The organism is Phycisphaerae bacterium, from assembly GCA_018003015.1.
GTDB lineage: Bacteria > Planctomycetota > Phycisphaerae > UBA1845 > PWPN01 > JAGNEZ01.
This window is the reverse complement of sequence record JAGNEZ010000020.1, coordinates 64099-88389: the sequence shown is the minus strand read 5'-3', so window position 1 is coordinate 88389 and position 24291 is coordinate 64099. Positions and strand designations below refer to the sequence as shown.

Here is a 24291-nt window from a genome sequence, read left to right as displayed (position 1 = left end):
TCTGGAACAAGCCACCGGGGGAGTGGCCGTGGGGCATCACTACTGAAAGAGCAGGGGAGGATTTGGCCGGGAAAGCTGCAAATCAGCAAGGACGGTCAAGCATGAGGGCGTGATTCCGCATAGAATCGCCTTTCATGAGAACTTGTACCCAGCAGGATTACCGGGCTCGAATCCTCGCCGTGCTCCAGCACATTCACGGGCATCTGGACCATGCCCTGTCGCTGGTCGAGCTTGCCCGGCTTGCCCACTTCTCCCCCTACCACTTCCACCGCGTCTTCCACGGAATGGTAGGTGAATCGGTCATGGAGCTGGTTCGGCGCTTGCGGATGGAGCGGGCCGCCCATCGACTCCGGCATGGTCACGATCCGGTCACGCACATTGCCTTTGAGGCGGGCTACGAGGCCCACGAGTCTTTCACCCGTGCTTTCCGGGCGCTGTTCGGCGAATCGCCGTCCGCTTTTCGCGGCAGCGTCACACCCCTGGTGTGCAAGTGTGTGCCGTCAGGCGTCCATTATCAACCCGGTGGTCAGGTACAGGATTTTATCATGGTGGATACAGGAGGAACGACGATGGAAGTAGAGGTACGAACACTTGCCCCGATGCACGTGGCCTGCGTGCGGCATGTCGGCCCGTACACCACCTGCAAGGCTGCATGGGACAAGCTGTGCGGCTGGGCCGGTCCGCGCGGACTGCTGGGGTCGCAGACCCGATGCCTGGGCATCTGCTATGACGATCCTGAAGGGACCCCGCCCGATCAGATCCGCTACGACGCCTGTGTCACCGTGGATCCGGCGTGCCAGGGTGGAGGTGAGGTGGGTGTTCAGGACATCCCCGGCGGCGAATATGCCGTCGCCCTACACCGGGGCAGCTACTCCAATCTCCATCGCACCTGGAAGCAGTTTTTGGGGGAATGGCTGCCGGCCAGCGGGCGTGAGCTGGGCGACGCACCCTCCTTTGAACTCTACTGCAACGATCCCCACACCACGCCGGAACAGGATCTCCTCGTCGAGATCTACGTTCCGCTGCGTTCCTGAGCTGATGGGGCCCGCAAGCCGGTTTGTTCTGATCGCGATCCGGGAAGCCGACGGTCATCCGGGCGGAAGGAATGAGTCGGTGTCGGAAACGGGAACTTCGGTCCCGAGGTACACGCCCGGACCGCTGCCGACGCCGTAGATGTCGTCGCAGTCCACGCCGATGCGGCGATCGGTGAAGAAGCCGCCGCCGCCGTCGGCGTAGACGGCGTTCTGCCCGGCCCCGGCTTCGTGGCAAGGTGAGTTGCCGCCCGGGTCGGCCAGTGGGCCGGTGAGGCTTGAGGCCGTGGGTCGGAGCGGGCTGTGGTCGGCGGCCAGGACCAGCCCCCGTGATCTCTTGCGGGCCTCTTCGACGCGCAGCCCGCTAGGCAGGTTCATGAACAGGAAGCTGTAGGTGACGTTGGCCGGATCGGCGAAATCCTGGCTCTGACGAGCGATTTCCATGGGCATCGGCCGGCTTTCGCGGAACACCGGGCAGAGAAACACCCGCATCGTGGGGAGGTACTCACCTCTGGCGAGACGGAAGATGTGCCGGCTGTTGCGTGCCACCGGAGCTCCGGGGGCGGCGGCCGCAGGCGACCAGACCGCACCGGGCACGTAGTCGGCATACGGCAGGTAGCCGTTGTTGGCCTGGGCATACTGGAGCCCGGCGGTGCAGATGGTCTTCAGATTGCCGAAGCAGGCATAGCGCCGGGACGCGTCCTGGGCCTTCCGGTAGCCGGGCACAGCCACGGCGACGAAGAGGGCGATGCAGGCGGCGACGGCCAGCACGTCGCGCCAGGAGGCGGAGAACCGGCTACCCACGGTGTGGCCGTCGGTGCTCATCGAGGCCGGGGTTTCCGCCCCGGCGAAGGGCAGGACCTTCGTCTGATGGTCGATGAATGCCAAGACTTTGTCGGCCAGGCCGACGGGCGGGCGGGGTGCCGCGGAACGATCGAGCAGGGCGAGGAGGTCGCCCAGGGCGCGGCTCCGGGCCGCCAGTTCGGGGGAGGATTGCAACGCGGCCTGCAGCCGATCAGCCTCGTCGCCCTCCAGGTAGCCGAGATGCCAATCCAGTAACGTCGAATCGCTGAAGTCTTGTTGGTCCACCATTACCGTACTTCCGACTCGTCCTCGGGCGCCTCGCGGTAGGCCTGTCCAAAGTGGCCGACGGCCGCGTGCAACCGGCTCTTCACCGTTCCGAGCGGGATTCCCAGCACCTCCGCGATCTCCTTGTATGGAAACCGGTGGTAGTAGCTGAGGATCAGAACCTCGCGAAGGTGATCCGGCATGTCGGCCAGCACCTTCCGGACGCGGGCCTGAACCTCGGCCTGCTCCAGGTTATTCGCCGGCGTCGGGGCAGTGTCGGCGAGGAAGTCCAGATACTTCTGTCCCTCGGCCTCGGAAGTGTCGAGCTGGGCATCCAGTGGCACTTCACCCCGCCGGCGCCGACTCCTCAGGATATCGCGGGCCTTGTTCGCGGCGATGGTGTACAACCACGGCCTGAATCGCCGCCCGAAGTCAAAGCCCTCCGCGGAACGATACACCTGCAGGAATGACTCCTGGACCAGATCTTCGGCCAAAGCGTCATTGCCTGCGAAGCGTGCGAGGAACCGGAACAACTCCTCGCTGTGCCGGCGTACCAACTGCTCGAAACGGCCAGGCTGCCCGGCGATATGCTCAGCCAGCAGTTCCTCGTCGGTCGGCACACTCACCCGTTTTCCGCCGTCTGTTAGTACGACCCGCAGACTCTCGGGTTCGCTCCGCCGCAAACGCGAGAGGGCCGGCCCGCAGGGGCCATAATAGCCGCCTGGGCGGTTACGTCAAATCGTCGCTTGACACTTGCCACGCCTTAACCTTAGTCTGGAGCGTAACTTGGCGAACCGGCGCCCTGTAATAAGTCACTTGTGGACCGGTCGCGGCCCAGCGTGTCCGTTGAGGTTGCCATGTCGATCAAGGATCACGGACTGCCCAAGGAGACGTTATCCGCCCTGGTCGAGGCCTCGGCGGCCATTAACGGGTCGCTTGATCTGGAGAAGACGCTTCAGGCCATCGCCCGAAACGCCGCAGCGGTCATGCAGGCCGAGGCCAGTTCGGTCCTGCTCCTGGACCCGCAACGACGCAAACTCGTCTTCCGGGCGGCGACCGGGGAGTTCGGCCAGCAGCTGATTGGAGAGGAATTCGACGCCGATCTGGGCATCGCCGGCAAGGTTTCCAGTACCGGCAAGCCGCTCCTGGTCACCGACGTTCGCGAGGAGGAATCGTTCTTCAGCGGGATCGACGAGAAGTCGACGTTCTGCACCCGCGGGGTGATGGCCGCCCCGCTGGTCAAGAACGGGCAGGTTCTTGGTGTTGTCGAGGTTCTCAACCGGCTGGCCCAGGACAACTTCACCGAGAATGACCTGGAGTTGCTCCAAGTATTCGCCAACCTGGCCGCCAGCGGGGCAACCAACGCCCAGGCTCACGAACGGCTGAAGCTCGAGAATCGCGGGCTGCAGGCCGCGGCTCATCGGGGCACGAACATCATCGGCCAGTCGCCGGCCTTGCGGCAGATGCTCGAGCTATGCGCCCGGGTCGCGGGCAGCAACGCCACCGTGCTCATCCTGGGCGACACGGGCACGGGCAAGGAACTGCTCAGCCGCCACATTCACCTCAACTCGCCGCGGCGGGACAAGCCGTTCATCGCCATCAACTGTGCCGCCCTGCCGGAGACGCTGCTGGAGAGCGAGCTGTTCGGGCACGAGAAGGGCGCGTTCACCGGAGCGATCGCCCAGAAGATCGGGCGCTTTGAGTTAGCCAACAGCGGAACCCTCTTTCTAGACGAGATTGGAGATATAAGCCATTCGACGCAGCTCAAGCTGCTGCGCGTCCTCCAGGAGCGGGAGTTCATCCGCGTCGGCGGGACCAAGACCGTTTCCTGCGACGTGCGGATTATCGCCGCAACCAACCGCGACCTGCAGAAGGCGATCAAGGACGGCGCCTTCCGGGAGGACTTCTACTACCGGTTGAACGTGTTTCCCATCATGAATCCGCCGCTCCGGGAGCGACGCGAGGACATCCCGATGCTGGTGGAGCACTTCACCCACCTCGCCGCCCGCCATTTGAATCTGCCCGCCCCGACCACGACCAGCGACGCACTCGCCCAGCTCACCAGCTACAGCTGGCCGGGCAACATCCGCGAGCTGCAGAACGTCATCGAGCGGGCGGTGCTGCTCTGCGACGGCAAGGCGATCGACACGGCCCACCTGCCCCGCGAGATCGTCGGCGGGCAGGCCGACCAGCCGCGCGACAAGCAGGAATCGGGTCTCTGGGGCTACGAGAAGGCCCTGATCGTGCGTGCCCTCAAGGAGGCCGGCTGGAACCAGACCAAGGCCGCCAAGGCGCTGAACATTTCTCGCGACAACCTGCGCTATCGGATCAAGAAGTTCGAAATCGAGAAGCCGGACTGAGTCGACATCCGCCGGGCGGCGTCCAGCCCGGCAATCGCGGGCCGTGAGCCTGCGGCCGGCGGCAGGGGCCCCCTCTATGATCCACCTCCGCCGCGCTCATCACGGAGAGAACGCGGAGAAAAGAGTGCCCACGTTGGAACGAACCCTGGCCAGATCCAGGAGATCGATCGCTCCGTCGGCATTCACGTCGCCGCGGCAGCTCGCCGAGTCCAGCGACCGCGACTGCCGATTGCGAACGAGCGTCAGGTCGAGAACGTTGACCCTGGCATCGCCATTCACGTCGCCCGCGAGGATGCCGAAGTCAAGAACCTCCAGGACACCGCAGGCTGGGTCACTCGCATCCCTGATCCCCGGGAAGGCCAGCCGTACGGCGCCGGTCGAGAGGCCTTCACAGGTGATCGAAGCCGTTTGGCCTTCGATGGCCACATCCGTGACCCGCGCCTGGGCGGCACCCGGGCCCGTGAGGACCACGCTGCTCGTAACCGGCGCGCCCACCGCCTGCACCGGCCTGGTCAGGTGAACGATCAGCAGAGTCGGGCCGTCTGGCCGCGGTTCGATGGCCAAGGTCTGCCCGGACGACGGCGCCAGGAGATCGATGTCGAACTCCCCCGCCGAGCCGTGGACCTTGCGCGAGACCGGACGACGGCCGGGAGAACGATCGATGGTCGGCAATCCGTCGTCGCAGGATGCCGTGGTGAACGACCAGGTTGCGCTTTCGCGAGCCCCGCAGACGCTGACCGCCACCACTCTCCAATGATAGAGCGCCCCCTGGGCCAGCGGGGCGATCGGCGGACAGGTCGAACCGACCACGTCCGGAGCCACCAGTGCCGGAGGTTCCCCCTCCCTCCATAGATAGACATGATGACTCACAGAACCGGCATCGTCCAGGCACAGCTTGATCGGGGTGACCGCTCCGGAGAAGAAGTTGGCCGGCATCTCGGTGAGCGGCATGGCGAACCGACCGCTCACCAGGCCTTCGATCGTTCCGGCGGCCCAGGCGATCGGATACGCGCGGTAGTCGAGACCATAGCCGACCAGGGTGTCGCCCCAGGCCACGCCGATGACATAGAACCGCCCTGCCGCAAGGCGGTAGTCCAGCACACCGGACGAGTAGTAGGCTTCGCCCTGTCCCTCCGTCGGAACCGCGCGCTGCCAGGCGGGTCTGAACGGACCTTCGCGAGAAGAAGACTCGCCGATCAGATAGTGCAGGTCGGCCACGTCGGCGAACGAAAGCTGAACGGCAATCTCATGGAGCAGCTGGTCGCTGGCGACGGCCACCACATCCGCCAGGACGACCTCCCGCTCCTGGTAGCTGATCTTGGCACTGCCAACCACATGACAGGTTTGAGGCGGCGACAGGCCGGTGTTCCAGGCCAGCGACGGAGTGAGGCTGATGCCGGTTGCCGAGCCCGGCGGGTCGGGCTGCACCGGGGCCGGGGGAAGCCGGCACACGGACAGGTGGATCATGCGGTGCTCGCTGAGTGCCGTGGCGGCGTCCGCAATCGCGATCGCGACCTGGTAGTCGCCGGGCTCGAGCTGGCTGGCACCGTCGGTGACACAGAGATTGACCGATGTACTCTGGCCAGGCTCGAGCGCGCCGCCGGGCGGCAACGCAGACAGCCAAGCCGTAGATGTTGCGACCGACCACTGAACCGCGCCGGGCCCGGTGTTGGTGAGCGTGTATTGTCCGCAAGCGGGTGTGAAGGGCCCGCCCTCCGGTCCCTGAAGGGTCCATTCGTCGGCCGGGGCAATCTGCAGGTATGCAGGCCCGCCGCTGCCGGTCATGTGCACGCGTTGCCGGGGTTGCTCGAGGTCGTTTCCCACGAGAAGGACATCGCATGCCTGTTCGCCCTGCCAGGCGGGCAGGAAAGTGACCCCGAGGTCGATGGACTCGCCTGGGGCAAGCTGAGCCGGAACCGACGGCGGCTCGGACAACTGGAAGCCTGCGCAGGGATCAGGCATGGCGAACTCGACCTCGATGGAGAAGGCCGCCGCGGATGAGGGGTCGACCACGGCGGAAAGTTCAGGGCGCGGAACGAGCGTGTCCGTTCCGGTTTCGTGGCTCGCCAGCGGAAGCAGGCCGCCCAGAGTGACCTGCCGCGCCGCCGCCAGGGGCAGGGGCAGGCCCACCTGGACGCTGTCGAAATAGTGAGTGGCATCCTGCGTACCGGGTGGATCGCTGTAGGCCAACAAGGCGATGCGACCCGGCCCGGCGATCGTCAAGTCACGCCCGGCCCAGGCAAGCTGAGCGTTGATATACACATCGATATCCGGCCCCACGAGGCTGACGACGACGTCGTTAGCCCCGGTGAGGATCTTCTGTGGCTTGAAGCTACTCCACGGTTGCAGGAAGGTGAACTCCTCGCCGACGACGCGGGCCACGTAGAACGAGCCCATACCGCTCAAACCGACGAGATAGGCGGATCCAGTGCCGGCCGCCCAATCGAAGTCCTCGGAAGCCCGCAGGGCCAGGCCGGCGGCAACAAACGGACTGCCGGTTCGCCACAAGGAGAGGCGAATTGACGCGTCCTGCCATGTCCGCCGGCCGTACATCGTCTGCATGCGCGATCCCGACGTCGAGGACAAGGCCCGGAGCGCCCCACCCTGCACCGTCCACTGGCCGGGCCCCCCCGGCCTCCAGTCCTCTGTCAGGGGGTTCTCGAAATCCTCGGCCACGTCGGCGGCCGGAACCAGCGACAGACCGGTGAGGCTCAGCACCTCGGAGGCATGCGCGTTCCGGAGAGTGATGCGTTCGTGCCGAGCGCTGCCGAGCGCAGCGTTTCCGAAGGGGATCGCGAGGTCGTCGGAGGGCATCACCGAGTCGCCGACGGCCATGTTGGCGTGCTCCGGGGTTCGGAAGGACCAGACCGGGCCGGGCACGCTCCCGGCCCTGTTGTGAGCCACGATCTGCCAGTAGTAGGTTGTGCCCAACCCAAGAGATGGGGGCATGGGACATCGCGGATCCGGGACATTCTCGCAGACGAGATTGGCTGGCGGGTTGTCGGTGCCGAAGTAGACATTGTAGGTGGTGGCGCAGCCGCTGCGGCCGGCCGCGAAGGCCAGGGCGTTGGCAAGGATCAATCCCCCGTCGGTGTTCGACTCCCAGAACTCCTCTTCCACCGTATCTGACGGCGGGTGCAGTGCCAGGTCGACGCGCGGCGTTCCGTTGATCTCGCGAACCGTGATCAGCGGAGCTCCATCGCTCCAGTTGGCGACGAAGGATGCGCCCTCGACCAGATAGGAGGACCAGATTCGGAAACTCCGATTACCGCCGTCGAACCGGGTTACCCCACTCATCGTGGGATGGCCGGGCAGAAAGACGCGGTCGAGTGACTGTCGCGGCCCGTCGAGGAGTGGCGGGAAGGCGTTGTGACCTGGATAGCTGATGCAGAAGTAGTCGTCGAGCAGGAACCGACCGGCAAGGGCGCTGAAAGAACGCACGTTCACGTTGGCGAACACCGCCAGGACCACTCCCCCGCCGCCGTCGACGTAATCGGCCAGCCGGTCGCCCAGGGTGAAAGGATCGGCGAACTGATCGTTGCTCCAGACAACCACCGCGTCGAACGCCTTCAGATCGGCGGGCGCGGGGGTCACTCGACCGGTGTGGATGATACCGATGTCGCTGAACCGACCGGTGGTCATGATCTTGTCGCGGACATCCGTGAAATGGGGATCGCTGACGTCGGCCGGGTAGGCGGCGGCGACGATCCCACCGCGTAGCCGGCTGGTATCCACGGCCTCGGCGGCCAGGAACGGCTCGTCGACCGGTACGCGGGCCGCTCCGTCGGCGGGAACGGGATGAACCGCGGGCCTCGGCGGTCCGATGACGCGGATCGTGACGCGGGCCACGTTCGAGTCGCCGCCGTCGGGAGCGACACCGCCGTCGCCGGCCTGGTAGGCAAACTGATCGATACCCTCGAATCCCGCGTTTGGCGTGTAGGTCAACCGCCCGGTGTCGTCGATGGTGCTGAGCCGACCATGGTCGGGGTTGGACACGGCTCGGAAGACGAGCTTCCCGGGTGGGGCTGGCCGTCCATCATCGTCGACGACGAGCCCGATCTCCACCGGCACATCGAGCGCGGTCGCCGCCAGCACGTCATGGGCCGTGGGAGGCGACGTGGCCTGCACCGCAAGTTGGACCGCCCGAGCCTGGACGAGGCCGGTGATCGCATTAATGAACCGCACATCGACCAGATACTCAATCATGCTCACCGGAAGACTGTCGGCATCTGCGGCAACGCAAAGCTCGACGTCCTGGGAGCCACCGGGCGGCAGCTCGCCGCGGTCCGGCGTGACCGATACCCAGGAGGCTCCGGCCTCGGTCGACCAGGGCAGGCTCGCGGGCGGTTCAGAGACATTGGTCAGCGTCAAGGTACGGCACGCCGGCGAGAACGGCCCTCCCGCCAAGCCGCGAGCAGCCAGGGGGCCGGCAGGAGTGATTCGCAGCGCGTCTGCCACACAGGCTTCGGTGTCGCCCAAACGGCTCTCCAGGTAGTCAACCGGTATGCCGCCGCCGCGGGAGAGACCGACCAGCGGATCGTTCGCGTTGATATCCAGCCAGGAAAGGCGAATCCGCCCGTCGAAGAACAGTTCGGCCTGGAACGTGCTGGATCCCCCGGTAGCGGCGTCGCGCACCTGTTCCCAGGTGATCGCAGCCCGATCCGCCAGCTGCTTACAGCTGACGTGCCCGGCCTCGGCGGGCGTGAACCACTCGAACAGGGCGGAGATCCGAGGCACGGCGAAGTGCCTGCCGAGGATATCCCCGGAGGTGTCATCCCACTGATCGAAGGTGATCGTGCCCTCACCGTTCACGTAGAAAGCGTTGTACGATGATCCGTAGAGAGACACCTGCCGGCCATCGCTCAAGGTCACCTCGGAGACGTTTCGAAGCCAGGCACCGCCGGTCGGATCGACGGGCAATTCCACGATAGGCTGGACGCAGACGGCGTAGTAGTCGATGGACCCGTCAGGCGTGAACAGGAGGCTCTTGTGGTTGAGCGCCCCGGCATCGAGCAGGAAGTGCTGGGTATGGTAGTCCGGGGCATCGGGCGTCGCGAATGCCATACAGGATCCACCGGCATCCTCACGGGTGAGATTGCCGGCCGCATCGGTGACCTCGATAAGGTACTCGTAACGCGTCGCGGGCAGCAGCCCATTCAGCACCAGCCTGTGAGTCCGGTCGATCGCGGCGCCGACCGCCGTGCGATCCAGGGCACCGCAGGCAGAACCGAATCGCACGCGGGCGAAGGAAGGCTCATCGGTGGTGAAGGAGACCACGGCGCCCAGGGCGGTCAGCTCCTCGACCTTGAGGTCGGACATCACCGGGGCCACGCAATCCACGGCCGCCGAAGCCTCCGTCTCCGCCGGAAGTCCGGCACCGGCATCGGCGTCGTAATACGTCGCCGTCAGGGTATCGCCATGAAGCACGAGTAACTGATCGGGTGAGGGTGTGCGGAAGAGGGCCATCCTGCCGGTGAACGCGCCGGTATCCGGCCCGATCTCGGTCAGGACCAGATCGCGGCCGGCCGGATCGCTCGTGGAGGCGATTCGGACCGTGGTCGCATCTGCGACTGCCGGATCGACGTTCAGATCGCAATCGTTGACGGTGACGACCACGCCGCCGTCGCAGCGGTACTCCTCGGCGCCGAGGGACATTGTTCCCGTCGCGGAGCAGCCCACCAAGCTGGGCGTCGCCACCAGGGAGAAACTCTGGGGACCCACGGGCACGGTATAGCCGTGAATACGCACCATCCACAAGCCCGGCTCGGGTGATTCGACCACGACTTGCTCGAGGTTGTTCAGCCGATCCGGCTGGGTGCGGGCGGCCTCCCGTTCCGGGTGCGTGGGCTCCAGCGTCCAGGGATAGTGAATGTCGGTGCCCGCCGGTCCGATGGCGACGACGTCCAGATCGTTGACCAGGGTGGGAATCGTATTGACCGCGGCCGGCGGGTCGTCCCAAGCCACAGTGGCTTTCAAGCTCGCCGTTCCCGGTGGAACCTTTAAGAGGTACGTTTTGCTCTCGCCTTGCGAGAGCGAGCCCTGCCGCAGGCTGCCGGTGCGGAGCAGATCCACGGCTTCGCGTGCTCGAACCGAGCCATAGCCCGTCTGGTAGTCCGGGCCCACGATGCCGAGGTCGGCCGCGGTCTGGGCCAGGACGGCCTTAAGCATCGCGTTAGGGGGCAAGGGGGTACCCGGATAGAGTCGCTTGTAGTCCTGCAACAGAAGGGCGGACACGCCGGCCACCGCGGGTGTGGCCATGGACGTCCCGCACAGGGCGGTGTATCCCCCGTCCAGGCCGGTCGAGGTCACGCCGCGGTCATCGCTCGCCTGGCAACCCGGGGCGACGACATCTGGACGAAGCCGGCCATCGTCGGTCGGTCCCCAACCGGAGAACCAGGTCATCGAGTCGTCATTCGAGTTGACCGCTCCGACGATGATCGGGTTCTTGGCCGGCGCGGGTGGGCCGATGGTGGCGTAAGCCAGGCCGCATCGGCCGCCGTTTCGTTCGTTACCCGCCGCCCAGACGACCCGCGTGGGCGCGCCCAGACTGCCTGCCACGATGGCGTCGATGACCGCGGAGGTGACCCCGTAGCTGCCTTCGAGCTCACAGGGGAAACCGTTCCTGGCGACGTTCGAGCCGATTGAATTGCTGGCCATCTCGGCGCCGTCGGTGAGAATCGCCTCGCGGTAGTCGGCCTCGATGTCTCCAGGATTGGAGTAGAGAAAAACGCCGGACTCATCGTACTGAAAGCCGTACGACTGGATCACCACGCCGGGGGCCATGCCTCGGTAGCGGCCGTCGCCGGCCTTGCCACTGCCGGCGAGGGTGCCGGCCACGTGGGTCGCATGGCTGCTCAGGCCCGAGGGGTCGCGAACGAGGACCCGGCCCCCGAAGTCGGGATGGTCGGGCCAGGCCGTGCCGCCGTCGTACAGCAGGACGTTGATTCCCGAGCCGTCAAGCCCGTACGGTGCGGCCTGGACGAGGTCCACCTGCGTAACGATGCGAGCACTATCGTTGACCTCGCTCATTCGCGGCAGGGCCGGCTCGATCCACTGGACGGCGTCCTCGTCGGCCAGGGCGAACACGACGCCGAGTGGCATCTCGATGACTAGGCCGTTGACGGAGGGGAGCTGGGCACGCACGACGGCTCCGTGGCGAGCGCAGGCGTTCACCGCCTCCGGCACGAGGAGCACATCGCCGTGAAAGAGGATGTAGGCGGCCAGCACCGCGTCCGACGCAACCGCTTCGATCTCGGGTGCGGGTGTCTGATGCCGTCGCTCCTGTCTTGCGGTGGCCGCCGGGATCATCGCCCAGTCCGGGGGGGGGCCGGCGCTCAGTCTGGGGTGCAGCTTCCACTCACGACGAATGGGCTGGATATCCGCCGAAGAGCTGATGCCGGACGCTGCCCCGGCTTGCTCCTTGGCGGCCAGCCGGACTGCGAAGTAGGCATGATCCCCCAGATACGCCAGCAGCTTCAGGCCGGACCCCTCGACCTCTGCCCGCTGTTGAACACTCAGGGGAAAGGGAAATTCCACCAGAACATGGTGATCGGAGCGGACCTCGCTCGCCGTAGCTTCCGGTCCGTCGGGTGCAGGATTGCGCCACCGGATCGACGTTCCGGAGGCGATCCGGGGGCCGGGGGCGGTCAGAAATGCCGTCAGAACCAGCGTCAGGCCGCATCGCAAGACGCGGCCGTTCTTCAGCGCGCGGAACTGAGCCTGGCCCGCGCCGATCAACCGGCGCGAGATCCACTCACGACCGATAACACACCGCACGCTTCGTATCCTCCTCTGCCCAATGATCCTACGCTTCGAGTCGGAGCATTTCCATTCCAGGACGCGAGGGCGACTCTCATTCCCGACGGATCTGCAGCCCCCATGACAAAGGGCGGCCACGGGATACTGGATCCCTGTGGCCGCCCTTTCCTCACGAGTAGAGAGGACCGGCGTCGGATCAGCGGTCGACGCCCATCGCCCACAGCCACCCGCCGTTCAGAACGGTTGGGCAGCCGTCGGCCGGGTCAATCCACACAGTGCGGGTCAAACGCGCGACCTGCCCCACTGTAGCATCGCTGGAACAGGCCGAAGTCGTCCTGGTCGACGTCGCCGTCGACGTCGACGTCCGAACGCGAACAGGTTTCTGTCGGATCAACCAGCGGGATCTCCGGTCCGGTGAAGCAGGCGCTCCAGAGCTGGAAATCAGCCGCATCGATGACCGTGTCGTCATTGAGATCCGGGGCTACCCGATTCCTGGTGCCGTCGACCACGATGTTGTCGAACACGGCACCTTCGACGAAGTTCTTCGTCCAGTCGAGACCTCCCAGGATGGTGTTCGCCTCGTTGGCCACCTCTCTCGCCCCCCATGACGTCACGCCGACCTTGCCGGTCAGGATGGGATCGGTCGGGTCGGAGAATGCGAAGTTGTACTCGGTCTTGCCGTCGCCATCGACGTCGCCGTCGAGCTGGGTCACCTTGACGGTGAAGTTGTCCCCCTGGGCGACGAGATCGACGTGCCAGCGTTCACCGGGAGTATAGATGAAGTCGTCGCCGCCGTCGCCGCTCCAGAAGACCTTCGAGTAAGTGCCGTTCAACCGTTTCTGGGCGGAGACACCTCGCGGAGGCGGCCCGAGTGTGTTTCCGTCCTGGTTCATGAACATGAGCCGGTAGAAGTTGTTCTCGTTGAGGTAACGGAAGACGATGCCGAGTCCGTCATTGTCGAACGTCCGGACATCGACGGAGTAGATGTAATCTGCCCACCCGGTGGAACCGACCACGGCCCGGGGGCCCTCGAAGTCCACGGTGCCGGCGTTCAGATTGTCCGGATCCTGGTTGGTGCCCTGAATGTAGCGGTTGTCGCGCACGTTCAGGGCATTCAGGTTGACGCTGATGCCGAATCCCGAGATCGGCCAACCGGCGGCGGTGCCGGAGTCCCCAGCCGTCTCGCCTTCAACGGCGGTGGGATCGGACATGGTCGCGATGGTGGCGTCGACCCAGCCCTTCACGTCGGCGTTGTTGTGCCCGTCGAAGAACTCCGGTTCGGCTTTGCCGGCCAGAGTCACCTTGAAATCGCGGAACTCATTGGCGTTGTGACCCCAGGTGTGAATGCCCACCCGGCCATGGGTCAGCGGTGCCGGGTCGGTCACCGTGGCGGTGTAGTAGTTCTTGTACTCCGTCCCGTCGGTGAGGATCGCATCGATCTCCAGGTGGAAAGTCCCGCCGACGGCCACGATGCGAGGCCGCCAGATCTTGTAGCCGACGACCGATTGGACGTCACTGTAAACGAATCCGGAGGTCGCATCGACATCGTTGTCGCCGGCTTTGGTCGGATCGATATCCCGGAACAGCTCCGAATAGACACCGTTGACCGCGCGCTGCAGGCTGATGCCTGCGGGCGGCGCTCCCGACGCCGTCTGAGCCTCGGACTGGAAGGTGAGCCGGTAGAAGTTCTGCTCATCCTGATAGCGGAAAAGCAACCCGATTCCGTCGTTGTCCTGGGCTTCGATGACCGCCTCCCAGGTGTAGTCGGTCCAGTTGACGTCGCCGCGCACCAGCCGGGGTCCCTGGAACTCGATGCCCGGATTATGGGCCGCGTCGTACAGGGCCGGGTTCTCACTCATCTCGATCGCCCCGGTGGCGAACTTCTGGAGCCAGAGACCCGCCATCTGGGCTCGCGTCGGCTTGGTCGTCACCAAGGCGATCTGCGAAACCGTTCCGCCGACGACCTTCTGGACGGAGATGCCGGTCGCAAAGCCGTAGTTGGCGGCGGCCTGAGCGCGCAGGCCGACCCGGAAGTAGTTGCTCTCGTTCTGGTAGCCGAAGATCAGACCGAACCCGTCGTCGTCAAAGCTCCGGAGGTTGGCCTGCAGGGTGTAGTTGGCCTCGGCGTTGAAGCCGCTCTTGTAGAGGTAGAACGGCGTGAACTTCCCATCCGTCGCGACGGTACTGTCCGGCTTGTACCTTCCATCGGAGGCCTCCATGAGGTCCTGCGTATCCAGAGTGATCCCAAAGGCCGGGAGGTTGTCCTGGAAGGTGGTGCCGTTGGTATAGAAATCCAACCAGTTGGAGCTGTCGTAGATACTCACCCAGTTGGCGTAACCCGTCGGGAAGATGTTGCCCAGCAGGGTGACCGGCGTGGCATCCAGGGTCTCGACGAACGGCGTGTCCGTTCCGCCGTAGCTGAGCCACCGGTTCGAGTTGTTGCCCCATTGCTGGAGGCCGGGGCTGCCGGCAGTGATCGGATTCGTCGCGTCGCTGAAATTGATGGTCGAAATCACCGTGGCGGCACCCTTGGGATCGTGGATGACGTCAATGGCAAAGTCGGTCTGGCTCCCGTTGTTACGCACGGTGACGGCCACGTCGAACATCACGCCCTTGGTGTATACGAAGCTATCGGAGGAGCCGATGTCGGTCCACTGGGCGGTCTTGGCGATCTTGTCGTAAACCGCCTTCTGAATGCTGACGCCCTGAAACGCTCTGGTGACACCGGTTCCGGTGGCCTGGGCACAGAACGTGATCCGGTAGAAACTCGTGGTACCGGTTTCCTCGCGATAGCGCACGATCAAGCCGATGCCGTCGTCATCGATCGAAACGATCCGGGTCCGCACGCGGTAGTCGGTCCAGTCGTTGGCTCCGGGGCCGTTGTAGGCCAGGATCGGGCCGATGAAGTCGGTGTGGGCCCCGGCGGACGTGGCCCAGGCGTACACGCCGGAGTTTTCCACGATACTGCCGGTGATGAAATCCCACTCGAACGCGCCCTTTACGATGGCCTCGTTGGCAGCAGTCCCGTCGGCCTGGGCCAGAGCCGGATAGGTCCAGGTGGTCGGAACCGAGGAAGGCAGCTGCCAGGTCTCCTGGAGGGTCACCGCGCTCAGGGCATTTAGAACTTTAAGGCTCTCGCAAATGGTGCCGCGGTAGGGGGCCCCGCCGCGCTGTGCCCAGGACATGATGCCCACGGAACCGGTCCCCAGGTCGGCGTCGGTCAGATCGAGGTACGTCTCGTTGTTGAGGCGGATCTGGAAGGACGTTCCGTTAACCACCACCTCGGCCAGAATCGGCGACCCATCGGTCGGCGGAGTGTAGAGGGTTCCCGGGGTACTCCAGGCGGGCAAGGCGGTGTTCGTCTGGCCGTTGTCCCAGGGATCCCGGTCGAAATTGTCCTCGAAGTGGAAAGTCCCCTGGGCGAGCAGGATACTCGCATGGACGGCCACCGCGCCAATCGCGGTGAGACATGCAGCACAAGTATGTTTCACGGCTTGATCTCCTTTCCCTGTAGATGATCGACCGGCCCAGCCTCTCGGTTGAGACCGTTTACTCTGGTTTCCTCGCGTCCCCGCGAACTCGTTCCGGAGGACTTCTCACCGGAACACGCCCGGCTCAGGACCCCGGCGGCGGCGGCGGGACATCCTTCGGCCAGTAGGCCGCCGGCACGCCGTTGACACTCATGTCGCTGCGGTGCAAGGTCTGCCACGTCTGGGTCGGCGTGATCCACCGGGCGTGGGTATCGGCGAAGAGCATGTTCCAGCCCTTGTGACCATGGTTGTCGAGCTGGTCGTCAGGAAAGTTGTTCGCATCTGCCCCATTGGTCGAATCGTCACCATCGACGACAAGAATGACATTGGTGGCCCGCTTGGCGACGATTCTGGGACGTTTGAGGCAATCCGGGAAACCGTCGTTGTCGGTATCTTCCGAGCTGCTGGAGTAAAGCCGCCGGGTGGCGCCAACCTTGACCGAGCCGGGGCCGGCAAAATCGGACTTCTGGAACCCATTCCACAGCTCGTAACTGTGGCCGTACTTGCCATCCGTGGGGCCGGAGATGCGGTTGTCCGCGTTGTTGTTCAGGTCGGTGGCGTTCCGGATCTTGTTCCTCGTTCCCGGGCAGATCAGCGTGTTCCAGTCGCGGAGGTACTTCTTGCTCGGTGCCCCCACCAGCTTGCTGACGACGTACCCGGGGTCGCCGGGCTTGCCCACGCTCTTCATATCCAGGGCCAGAGCCACCGCCGAATCGTCGGCAATCGTGGCCTCAGGACCGTCCCAGGTCCCGTTGGAGAAGTTGTAGGAGCGATTAAACATGTAGTACTGCTGCTGGTGATCCTCGGCGTAGAACATCATCGCCTGTCCCATGCTGTGCATGTTGGCTTGGCAGCCAACCCGCTGGGCGGCCTCCTTGGCCGCGGTCAGCGAGGGAAGCAGTACCGCCAGCAGCAGAGCGATGATCGCCACGACCACGAGGATCTCGATCAGCGTGAACCCCCGGCCAGGATGGCGAGGCAAGACCTTGGCCCTTGCGAGGCGGACCCTGCGGGTGAGCGACGCGATCCGATCACCTTGACCGTTCAACACCGTGCGCCTGGCCAACGTGTCCATGTTTCATCTCCAGTGCCGGGGACGTCAAAAAGCCGGAACTACTCCCTCTGCGTCCACCACAAGCGAGGCGATGGCCACCACTCGTGACAGGTCTGCATACCCAATAGATAGCGACTCCTATGATCGTATATCTTAAACCGACCTGCTCTATTGTCAACCATTTTCCGCCGATCTTTCATTCACTTTCGAAAACGTAGGGCATTCACAGGTATAGGCTACGACACAGTAGGCATCAGGCTTTAGATAATACGCCAAGTCTCCAAACGGGTCCCCACCGGAGTGAACGAGACTCAGCCAGCATCGGCCCGGCCCGGCAAGCCCAAAAACGTTAATAGACGATCGTTTAAGTGGATATTGTCCAGCCGTGCCCGCCCTCAGGTTTCGGCCCCTGATCGAGCTAACCGGTTGCCCTATCGCATGATAGACGCGTTCCCGACCAGCGTTTCTCGCCGGATTGGGAAGGCCACGGCGTGTCCCGAGGGCCTTCGATGTTCGATCATTTCGGCGGATCATTTGAAGCCTCTTACCATTTTGCGGCAAGACCCGCGCGGGAACCGACACCGCACCGCCTCCATGGCCGGTACGACGACCGCGCACATTCTCAGACCATGTGCAAGGGGAGCGAACCACTCGGTGAGCGAGCTGCCCGAAACCGCGGTGATACCGGACCTCGGCTAGTTGCCCTCGTCCGACGCAGCGAGTGACGCCGGTCGTGCCGCCGGAGTCGAGGCCGCCAAAGCTGGACGGTGACCCGGTCGTACCGAGCCGGCCGAGCCTCAGGGGACCGGCCGTCACCCAGGCGAGTCGGGCGAAGGCTTATCGGATGGGCAATTCGGAACACCGAAGGTCAGCCCTCAGGCCTGAAGAGCCGATATCACGCCAGGGCGCTCCGCACCGTGGCACGCCGGTGCAGGCCGGAGCACCGGTGTGATGGTGGCGGCACCTCACCCATAGAAGTTGGCTGTGCACGGCCACTGTCGCGGTCGGATGCCACGACAGGTAACACACAGGAGCCATGCGGTGTCACTGCGATCGAAAGTGCTGACCATCGTCGCGACCGTCGTCGTGACCTATGGGATCGTCGGTTACGTGATCCAGAGCCGAATCCTCTTTCCCAGTTTCGTCCAGCTGGAGCGTGAGGAGGCAACCGAGGATCTCCAACGATGTGTCCGGGCCATCGAACGGGAAGTCCAGCAGCTGGGGACATCCGCGGGCGACTACGGAGCCTGGGACGACACGGCGCAGTTCATCGCGGACCAGAACGTCAAGTACGCGGAGGCCAATCTGACCGCGACCAGCCTGAAGGGTCTGGGCATCAACCTCCTGTGCATTTGCAGCCTCCAAGGAAAGGTCGTTGGCTCGCAAACGCTGGACCTGAATACACAGGAGTTTATCGACATCCCGGGCTTTCCCAAGGACAGCTTTCCTGAGACGCACGCCCTGCTCAGACTGAAGGAGCCCAAGGACGCCGTGGGTGGAATCGCGATGACCGGCAAGGGACCGATGCTGGTGGCGTCGCAGCCGGTGTCGAATAACGCACGCGAAGGTCCGATCCGCGGTGCGGTGATCATGGGCAAGCTCCTGGACTCGAATGTCATCGCCAGCCTTCGCGAGCAGACCCAGGTTCAGTTCGAGATCCTGCCCGTCCCGCCGGCCCAGCCACCGGGCAAGCTCAAATCCGCGGCGGCGGGAGACATTCACACCACGCCGGTTGAGATTGATGACCGTCGAACCGCCGTACTGCATGTGACGACGACCTTGTCCGACCTGGTTGGAACGCCTTGCCTGCAGATCAAGGCAGCCATCCCGCGGGAGATCACCGCCAAGGGGGCGACCGCCATGCGGTTCGCCAACTACTCGATTGTTGCGGTCGGGATCCTGGTCCTCTTCGCCCTGTTGGCCTCCCTGCAGTGGTCGGTTCTGGGCCCCATGTCCCGACTGACCCACCATGTCGTCCGGGTGGGCAAGACCGACGACCTGACGACACGGCTGTCGATCAGCGCCAAGGATGAAATCGGGATCCTGGCCACCGAGTTCAACCGGATGGTCGAGCGGCTGGCGGAGACCCGGAGGAGAGTAGTTGAGCAGTCGTACGAGTCAGGCCTTGCGGAGATGGCCTCCGGAACCTTGCACAACGTCCGTAATGCCTTGACACCGGTGCTGGTGGAAATCGACATGCTCCGCGACGAGCTGGCCAAGGTTCCGGTTGACCAGTTGAACATGGCCAGGCAGCAGCTCAGCGAGGGGTCGGTTTCGGAGTCGCGCCGGCAGGAATTGAACCGGTTCCTGGAGCTGGCGAGTGGCCGGCTCGTCGCCGTCACACAAGAGACGTACGTGAAGCTCGACGACGTGGCCGTCCGAACCAAGCAGATCGAGCAGTTCCTTTCCGAGCAGGAGGTCAGTTCGCGGGCGGATCGTCCCCTGGAATGGGTAGCGGTGGACGAGTTGACCCGGGAGGCAGCCAGCCTTCTCCCGGGCAAGCTTCGGGAGCGTCTGACCATCGAGATGGGCTCCGGCGTGGGCACCACCGGCGCGTTCAAGACACACCGGGTCTGCCTGCTCCAGGTCTTCGGCAATCTGCTGACGAACGCGGCAGAAGCGATCGGCAGTGCCGGGAAGGACCGAGGGAAGGTCACTGTGGACGCGTGCGCGGAGGACGAAGGGGGTACGGCGATGATCCACCTGCGGGTCCGCGACGACGGCGTGGGAATAGCTGGGCCGGATCTCAACCATGTTTTTGAGCGGGGTTTCACAACCAAGAGCGGTTCTACCCGAGGCATGGGACTGCACTGGTGCGCCAACAGCGTAACGGCGATGAACGGGCGAATGTACGCGGAGAGCGACGGCATGGGGCAAGGCGCCTGTATGCACGTCCTTCTGCCCAGGAACGCCTGAGCGGTGAGTCAAGTGTGAGCGACAGAGAGCCATGAGCGATAGCGAACCCCAGGCAGCGCGGATTCTTGTCGCGGACGACGAGACGCTGATCCTCGACCTGTACCGCCGGATCCTTGGCCCAGAACGCTCGGCCAAGCCGGCGGCGTCCGAAATGGATGATCTGGCCGCCAAGCTGTTCGGCGAGCAGCCACCCGCTCCTTCATCACCTCGCGCGTGCTTTGAGGTATTGACTTGCGGACAGGCGAACGAGGCCGTCGAAGCGGTTCGCGACGCCCTCGCCCGGAACACCCCTTTCGCGGTCGCGTTCCTCGACGTGCGCATGCCGCCCGGCCCAAGCGGACTGGTCGCGGCCGAGAAACTGCGAGCGATGGATCCGGATCTCCAGATCGTCATCGTTACGGCCTTCTCGGACACGGCGCCCAAGGAGATCGCCGCCCGCGTGCCCCCGGTCGACAAACTGCTGTACCTGCAGAAACCGTTCTCACCCTATGAGATCGAGCACTGCGCCCATGCGCTAACCGCCAAATGGCGGCGTGAGAGGGAGCTGCGGGCCCTTCATGCCGAGTTGGAGGCCCGCGTGCAAAGCCGCACGGCCGAATTGCACAAGGCCATGGTCGAGGCCGAAGCCGCCAACCGGACCAAGAGCGAGTTCCTGGCCAACATGAGCCATGAGATTCGCACCCCCATGACCGCGATCCTGGGATACTGCGAGCTCATCGCGAACCCGGCGAGTGAATACACCCAATGTCCCGCCCATCTGAACTGCGTCACCCGAGCCGATACCCTGCAGCACCTGGCGACCATCCGCCGCAACGGAGAACACCTGCTCAGCGTTATCAACGACATCCTCGATCTGGCCAAGGTGGAATCGGGCAAGCTGACTGTTGAGCGCCAGCCCTGTTCCCTCCGCGCCGTCATCGAGGACGTGGCTTCCCTGCTGCGCGTACGGGCTCAAGAAAAGAAACTCGCGTACGAGATCGAATACGCTAGCCCCATTCCCGCCACCATCCAAACCGATGCCGGCCGCCTGCGCCAGATTCTCCTCAACCTCACGGCGAATGCCATCAAGTTCACGAGTCAGGGCAGCGTGCGGACGATCGTGCGGTGCCTCACCGACGCACTCGAACCTTACATCCAGTGTGACATCGTGGACACGGGCATCGGCATGACCGCGGAGCAGACCGCACACCTCTTTCAGCCTTTCGCCCAGGCCGACAGCTCGACCACCCGTCGCTTCGGCGGATCGGGACTGGGGCTCGCCATCGCCCGGAGCCTGGCACGGATGCTGGGGGGGGACGTGGTCATTGTCGAATCGCAACCGGACCAGGGCACCCGGATTCGCCTCACCGTGACGACGGGCTCTCTTGAGGGCCTGAACATGATCTCCCCAGCAGAAGCGAACGAGCCGGCGGCGAGGGCGGAGCCGGGGCTGCGTCCCTCCGTCGGTCCCCACGATCTGAAGGGCGCCCGGCTCCTTCTGGCCGAGGACGGGGTGGATAACCAGCGGCTGATCGGCCACATTCTCAAGGCCGCCGGCGCCGAGGTCGTGATCGTCGATAACGGGCAGTCCGCGGTCGAGATGGCCATGAACGTGAAGACCAGTCCTCAGGCCTTCGATGCTGTTCTCATGGACATGCAGATGCCGATCCTGGACGGATATACCGCGGCCAGGACACTCCGGCAGCAAGGCTATGATGGCACCATTATTGCCCTGACCGCCCACGCCATGTCCAGTGACCGCGAGAAGTGCCTGGCCGCCGGCTGCGATGCCTACGCCTCCAAGCCCATCAACCAGCGGTCGCTGGTCGATCTGATCGCCCATCGCCTGCGTCGGCAGAATCCCTCATCCCCCCAAACCACCCCCGAACCGGCCTGACCCCTCCCCTCATGGCGGGCAGTCCGCTTCTCGACCGCCGGCGGCCCAGGAGCACGTATGGCCTCACACCCGCCGGTCGAAAGGCCCTGCCAACCTATCGGACCTGGCTTCAGAAAGAGCTGCCCGACGTTTCCGCCGATGCGTTTGCCCCGGCGGCTCTTTGCATCTTATGGTTGGACTGGCAGACGGGAAGCCCCGTTGATTCCCGTTCGAATTCGCCATGGATGACAAGGGGGACCACGATGGTGTGCGTAACCGGACTGAGAGGGTGGGGATTGGCATTGATCGCCCTCGTCGTGCTGGGTGGCACGGCCGAGGGCGCGATGATCTCCGCCGACTATGACTTTGATTATTGGCAATCGGTGAGCTTCTCGACTCGCCTGCCGGGCCACACAGGCCCAATGAACCAGGCGACGGTTCAGTTCCTGGGCACGCGCGTGGATCTGCCCCCGGGGCCAGGCGTGGACACGGTCATCCCCGCTTCGTTCACCTCCTACTGCGCGGAGATCGGCGAAGGGCTGCAGTTGTCCAAGGTCAACCACCATGCCGACGTGCTGCCGCTCCTGGGAGCCACGACCACTTCCGGGGGCATCAGCGGCCCGGTGACGTTTGACCCCACCCGGACGGGATACCTGGAGCGGCTGTGGGGCGGTTTTCTCGATGACGTCGTGGACACGCAGACCTCCGCCGCCTTCCAGCTCGCCCAGTGGGAACTGACGTTCGACACCAACGCGACCTTATACGACCTGGGGGGCACAAGCCGATTCTACGTGGGCCCGTCACAATGGGGCCAGATTGCCACCATGGCTGAAGGCTGGCTGAGCACCGTGCGAGGGGGTGGCACATTGCCCAGCGCTCGACTCTACCTGCTGAAGGGACCGGGAGTCCAGGATCAGATCACGGGCATTCCCGAGCCGGCGACACTCCTGCTGCTGATCGCGGCGGGGATTCCCCTTGCCCTGCGGCGGTATGGCCGCGGGTGACGATCGTGCCTCGTCCCGTGAAGCGCCGCGAGGGCGGCGTCGGGAGGGATGAGGGCGGAGAAGGCCGCGGCATCGGTTCACCGTGCGTGACGGGGAATCGGCCGCGGCCTTTACTTTGCGCTCCACGAAGACGCAGCGGGCAGGCCCCACATGCCTCGGGCGTCTGGGCTGCGGGAGGGACGGGGATTCAGCGCGGGTGAGGATCGGCTTTTCCGACGACTCACTCGAACTCCGCCAGCACCACGATGAAGCGATGCAGGCTGAGGGCAATGCGCGGGCCGGCGCTAAGCCATTCCATGCCTCCGAGGCTGCGGACCCGCTGAAGACGGATCGCCTCGAGGTCACCAAGTTCCGACCAGGCGCGGTACAGATCGAGCATCGCCCGCTCATCGGCGCGCGCCCGGAATTCGAGAATGACGGCCGGGTTGGCGGCGCGAAGCCCCTCGAGTGACAACTCGCCATGCGACACCTTGAGCATGCCAGCGGCGGCATTGACACATCCCGCCAGCTCGATCTGACCGGCGAGGAATGAGCCCGGACCTGCGACCCACATCGCCTTAGGCGGCACGGGCAATTCGCCCAGCGCAACCAGCACGGGGCGCCTGACCAGAATGTGTCCGGCCGCGGCGGCACGAAGCGTTTCCACGTCGGCACGGATCACGGTGACCAGGCGAGCGGCGGTGGCGGGCCGGTCACACAACCGGCCGACGCGATCGATGGCCTGGTAGATTTCCTCCAGGGTGTCGTGTGGGACCGACTGGTGGCGGATCCCCAACTGGCGAAGGCCGTCGGCCAGCCGGCCGCTGTTGGCCGTCACCAGTACCAGATCCGGCGACAGCGACTTGATCTTCTCGAAGTTGGGATCCTGGAGTGCCCCGACCGCCGTTACCGACTCGATGTCCGGGGGATGCAGGCAGTAAGGCGTCCGGCCCACCAGCCGATCGCGAAGCCCCAACGCACAGACGATCTCGGTGATGCTGGGAGCCAGACTGATGATTCGGGCGGGCCCGCAGCCGGCCTCGGCGGGATCGACTTCCGGATGGGCCACATAGTCTTTCGGCGTCGGCAATGCCGCTGCCCAGGCAGACGGAAGCCCCTGCGGGCGCAACTTCACTTCCTCGGTAACCAGTAGGCTCCGCACCCGCAACCCCACCGCGGCGGTGAACACTGCGGCAACCAGCAGCACCAGCAGGACGCGGGAACGCTTCATCAGCTCACTGTCTCAGCTTGCGGCCCAGGCGCTGCTCGACGCTGGCGATCTTGCCGGTCAGTCGGCCGCCGCCCCCCTGCCGCCAGTCGAGCTTGATTGCGCAGGCGATGCGTCCGCTGTCCTCACGCATGCGATCGAAACACTGCTTGACCACGCCCATGACCTCGTCCCACTCGCCCTCGAGCACCGTGCCCATCGGATTGAGCCGGTAGGGTACGCCGCTATGGTCGATGATGTCCAGGCTCCGAGCCACGTATTGACCGACCGATTCTCCCTTGTCCGTGGGGAACATCGAGAACTCCAAGAGTACCGACATGGCGATGATCTCCTTTGCAGGGATTATACACCCCCCCTCGCCGACGGCGATGTGAAAGGGGAAGCGAGGGCGAGCAAGGCGGGAGCCCGAACAAGGCGTACCCTCGCCAAGGAGAAGTCAACAGGGCCCTGTGGTCGACTGCTCCTGCGACCCCTTTCGGCCGTTGGGATGACTGATCGGTGTCTTCTT

At 64.7% G+C, this 24291-nt stretch carries 12 protein-coding genes; 5 read left to right on the top strand and 7 right to left on the bottom strand.

Annotated features, from left to right (window positions below; translation table 11 throughout):
- Positions 1-134: 134 nt before the first annotated feature.
- Positions 135-1034 carry an AraC family transcriptional regulator gene (locus tag KA354_11185; protein MBP7935200.1) on the top strand — a complete coding sequence of 300 codons (900 nt, stop codon included), beginning with the start codon at positions 135-137 and terminating at the stop codon, positions 1032-1034.
- A 54-nt stretch (positions 1035-1088) separates the two neighbouring features.
- Here KA354_11185 and KA354_11180 read toward each other — a convergent pair whose 3' ends face one another.
- Both KA354_11180 and KA354_11175 read right to left on the bottom strand, forming a co-directional pair.
- Positions 1089-2123 (bottom strand): hypothetical protein, encoded by a 1035-nt coding sequence (locus KA354_11180; GenBank protein ID MBP7935199.1) that lies wholly within the window; start codon positions 2121-2123, stop codon positions 1089-1091.
- Positions 2123-2725 (bottom strand): sigma-70 family RNA polymerase sigma factor, encoded by a 603-nt coding sequence (locus KA354_11175; GenBank protein MBP7935198.1) that lies wholly within the window; start codon positions 2723-2725, stop codon positions 2123-2125. Before KA354_11175 ends, KA354_11180 begins: the two co-directional genes overlap by 1 nt.
- 231 nt (positions 2726-2956) lie before the next feature.
- On the opposite strand from KA354_11175, the gene KA354_11170 reads away from it, so the two are divergent.
- On the top strand, positions 2957-4459 hold the full coding sequence (locus KA354_11170) for a sigma 54-interacting transcriptional regulator (GenBank protein MBP7935197.1): 1503 nt from the start codon (positions 2957-2959) through the stop codon (positions 4457-4459).
- 99 nt (positions 4460-4558) lie between these two features.
- Here the strand turns inward: KA354_11170 and KA354_11165 are convergent, their stop codons facing one another.
- The 3 genes from KA354_11165 to KA354_11155 form a co-directional block, all read right to left on the bottom strand.
- Positions 4559-12235, bottom strand: coding sequence for a S8 family serine peptidase (locus KA354_11165; protein MBP7935196.1), 7677 nt, complete (start codon positions 12233-12235; stop codon positions 4559-4561).
- A gap of 245 nt (positions 12236-12480) precedes the next feature.
- Entirely contained in the window at positions 12481-15708 is a 3228-nt protein-coding gene (locus KA354_11160) for a hypothetical protein (GenBank protein ID MBP7935195.1), read from the bottom strand.
- Positions 15709-15832: 124 nt separating this feature from the next.
- Positions 15833-16822, bottom strand: coding sequence for a prepilin-type N-terminal cleavage/methylation domain-containing protein (locus KA354_11155; GenBank protein MBP7935194.1), 990 nt, complete (start codon positions 16820-16822; stop codon positions 15833-15835).
- A 1020-nt stretch (positions 16823-17842) separates the two neighbouring features.
- Here KA354_11155 and KA354_11150 point away from each other — a divergent pair.
- From KA354_11150 to KA354_11140, 3 genes are all read left to right on the top strand, one after another.
- Positions 17843-19717, top strand: coding sequence for a HAMP domain-containing protein (locus KA354_11150; GenBank protein ID MBP7935193.1), 1875 nt, complete (start codon positions 17843-17845; stop codon positions 19715-19717).
- Between the two features lie 31 nt (positions 19718-19748).
- Positions 19749-21593 (top strand): response regulator, encoded by a 1845-nt coding sequence (locus tag KA354_11145; protein ID MBP7935192.1) that lies wholly within the window; start codon positions 19749-19751, stop codon positions 21591-21593.
- Between the two features lie 242 nt (positions 21594-21835).
- A complete protein-coding gene (locus tag KA354_11140; protein MBP7935191.1) occupies positions 21836-22576 on the top strand; it encodes a hypothetical protein in 741 nt (246 codons plus the stop codon).
- Between the two features lie 220 nt (positions 22577-22796).
- Here KA354_11140 and KA354_11135 read toward each other — a convergent pair whose 3' ends face one another.
- The gene (locus KA354_11135; GenBank protein MBP7935190.1) at positions 22797-23786 is read right to left on the bottom strand and encodes an ABC transporter substrate-binding protein; all 990 of its coding nucleotides are present in this window, start codon (positions 23784-23786) and stop codon (positions 22797-22799) included.
- A 4-nt stretch (positions 23787-23790) separates the two neighbouring features.
- Positions 23791-24102 (bottom strand): MTH1187 family thiamine-binding protein, encoded by a 312-nt coding sequence (locus KA354_11130; protein MBP7935189.1) that lies wholly within the window; start codon positions 24100-24102, stop codon positions 23791-23793.
- Positions 24103-24291 lie beyond the last annotated feature (189 nt).

Bases quoted from the DNA above. Each gene is read 5' to 3' on its own strand.
- KA354_11185 (MBP7935200.1), top strand. From the start codon at position 135: ATGAGAACTTGTACCCAGCAGGATTACCGGGCTCGAATCCTCGCCGTG.
- KA354_11155 (MBP7935194.1), bottom strand. From the start codon at position 16,822: ATGGACACGTTGGCCAGGCGCACGGTGTTGAACGGTCAAGGTGATCGG.
- KA354_11170 (MBP7935197.1), top strand. From the start codon at position 2,957: ATGTCGATCAAGGATCACGGACTGCCCAAGGAGACGTTATCCGCCCTG.
- KA354_11145 (MBP7935192.1), top strand. From the start codon at position 19,749: ATGAGCGATAGCGAACCCCAGGCAGCGCGGATTCTTGTCGCGGACGAC.
- KA354_11180 (MBP7935199.1), bottom strand. From the start codon at position 2,123: ATGGTGGACCAACAAGACTTCAGCGATTCGACGTTACTGGATTGGCAT.
- KA354_11130 (MBP7935189.1), bottom strand. From the start codon at position 24,102: ATGTCGGTACTCTTGGAGTTCTCGATGTTCCCCACGGACAAGGGAGAA.
- KA354_11135 (MBP7935190.1), bottom strand. From the start codon at position 23,786: ATGAAGCGTTCCCGCGTCCTGCTGGTGCTGCTGGTTGCCGCAGTGTTC.
- KA354_11140 (MBP7935191.1), top strand. From the start codon at position 21,836: ATGGTGTGCGTAACCGGACTGAGAGGGTGGGGATTGGCATTGATCGCC.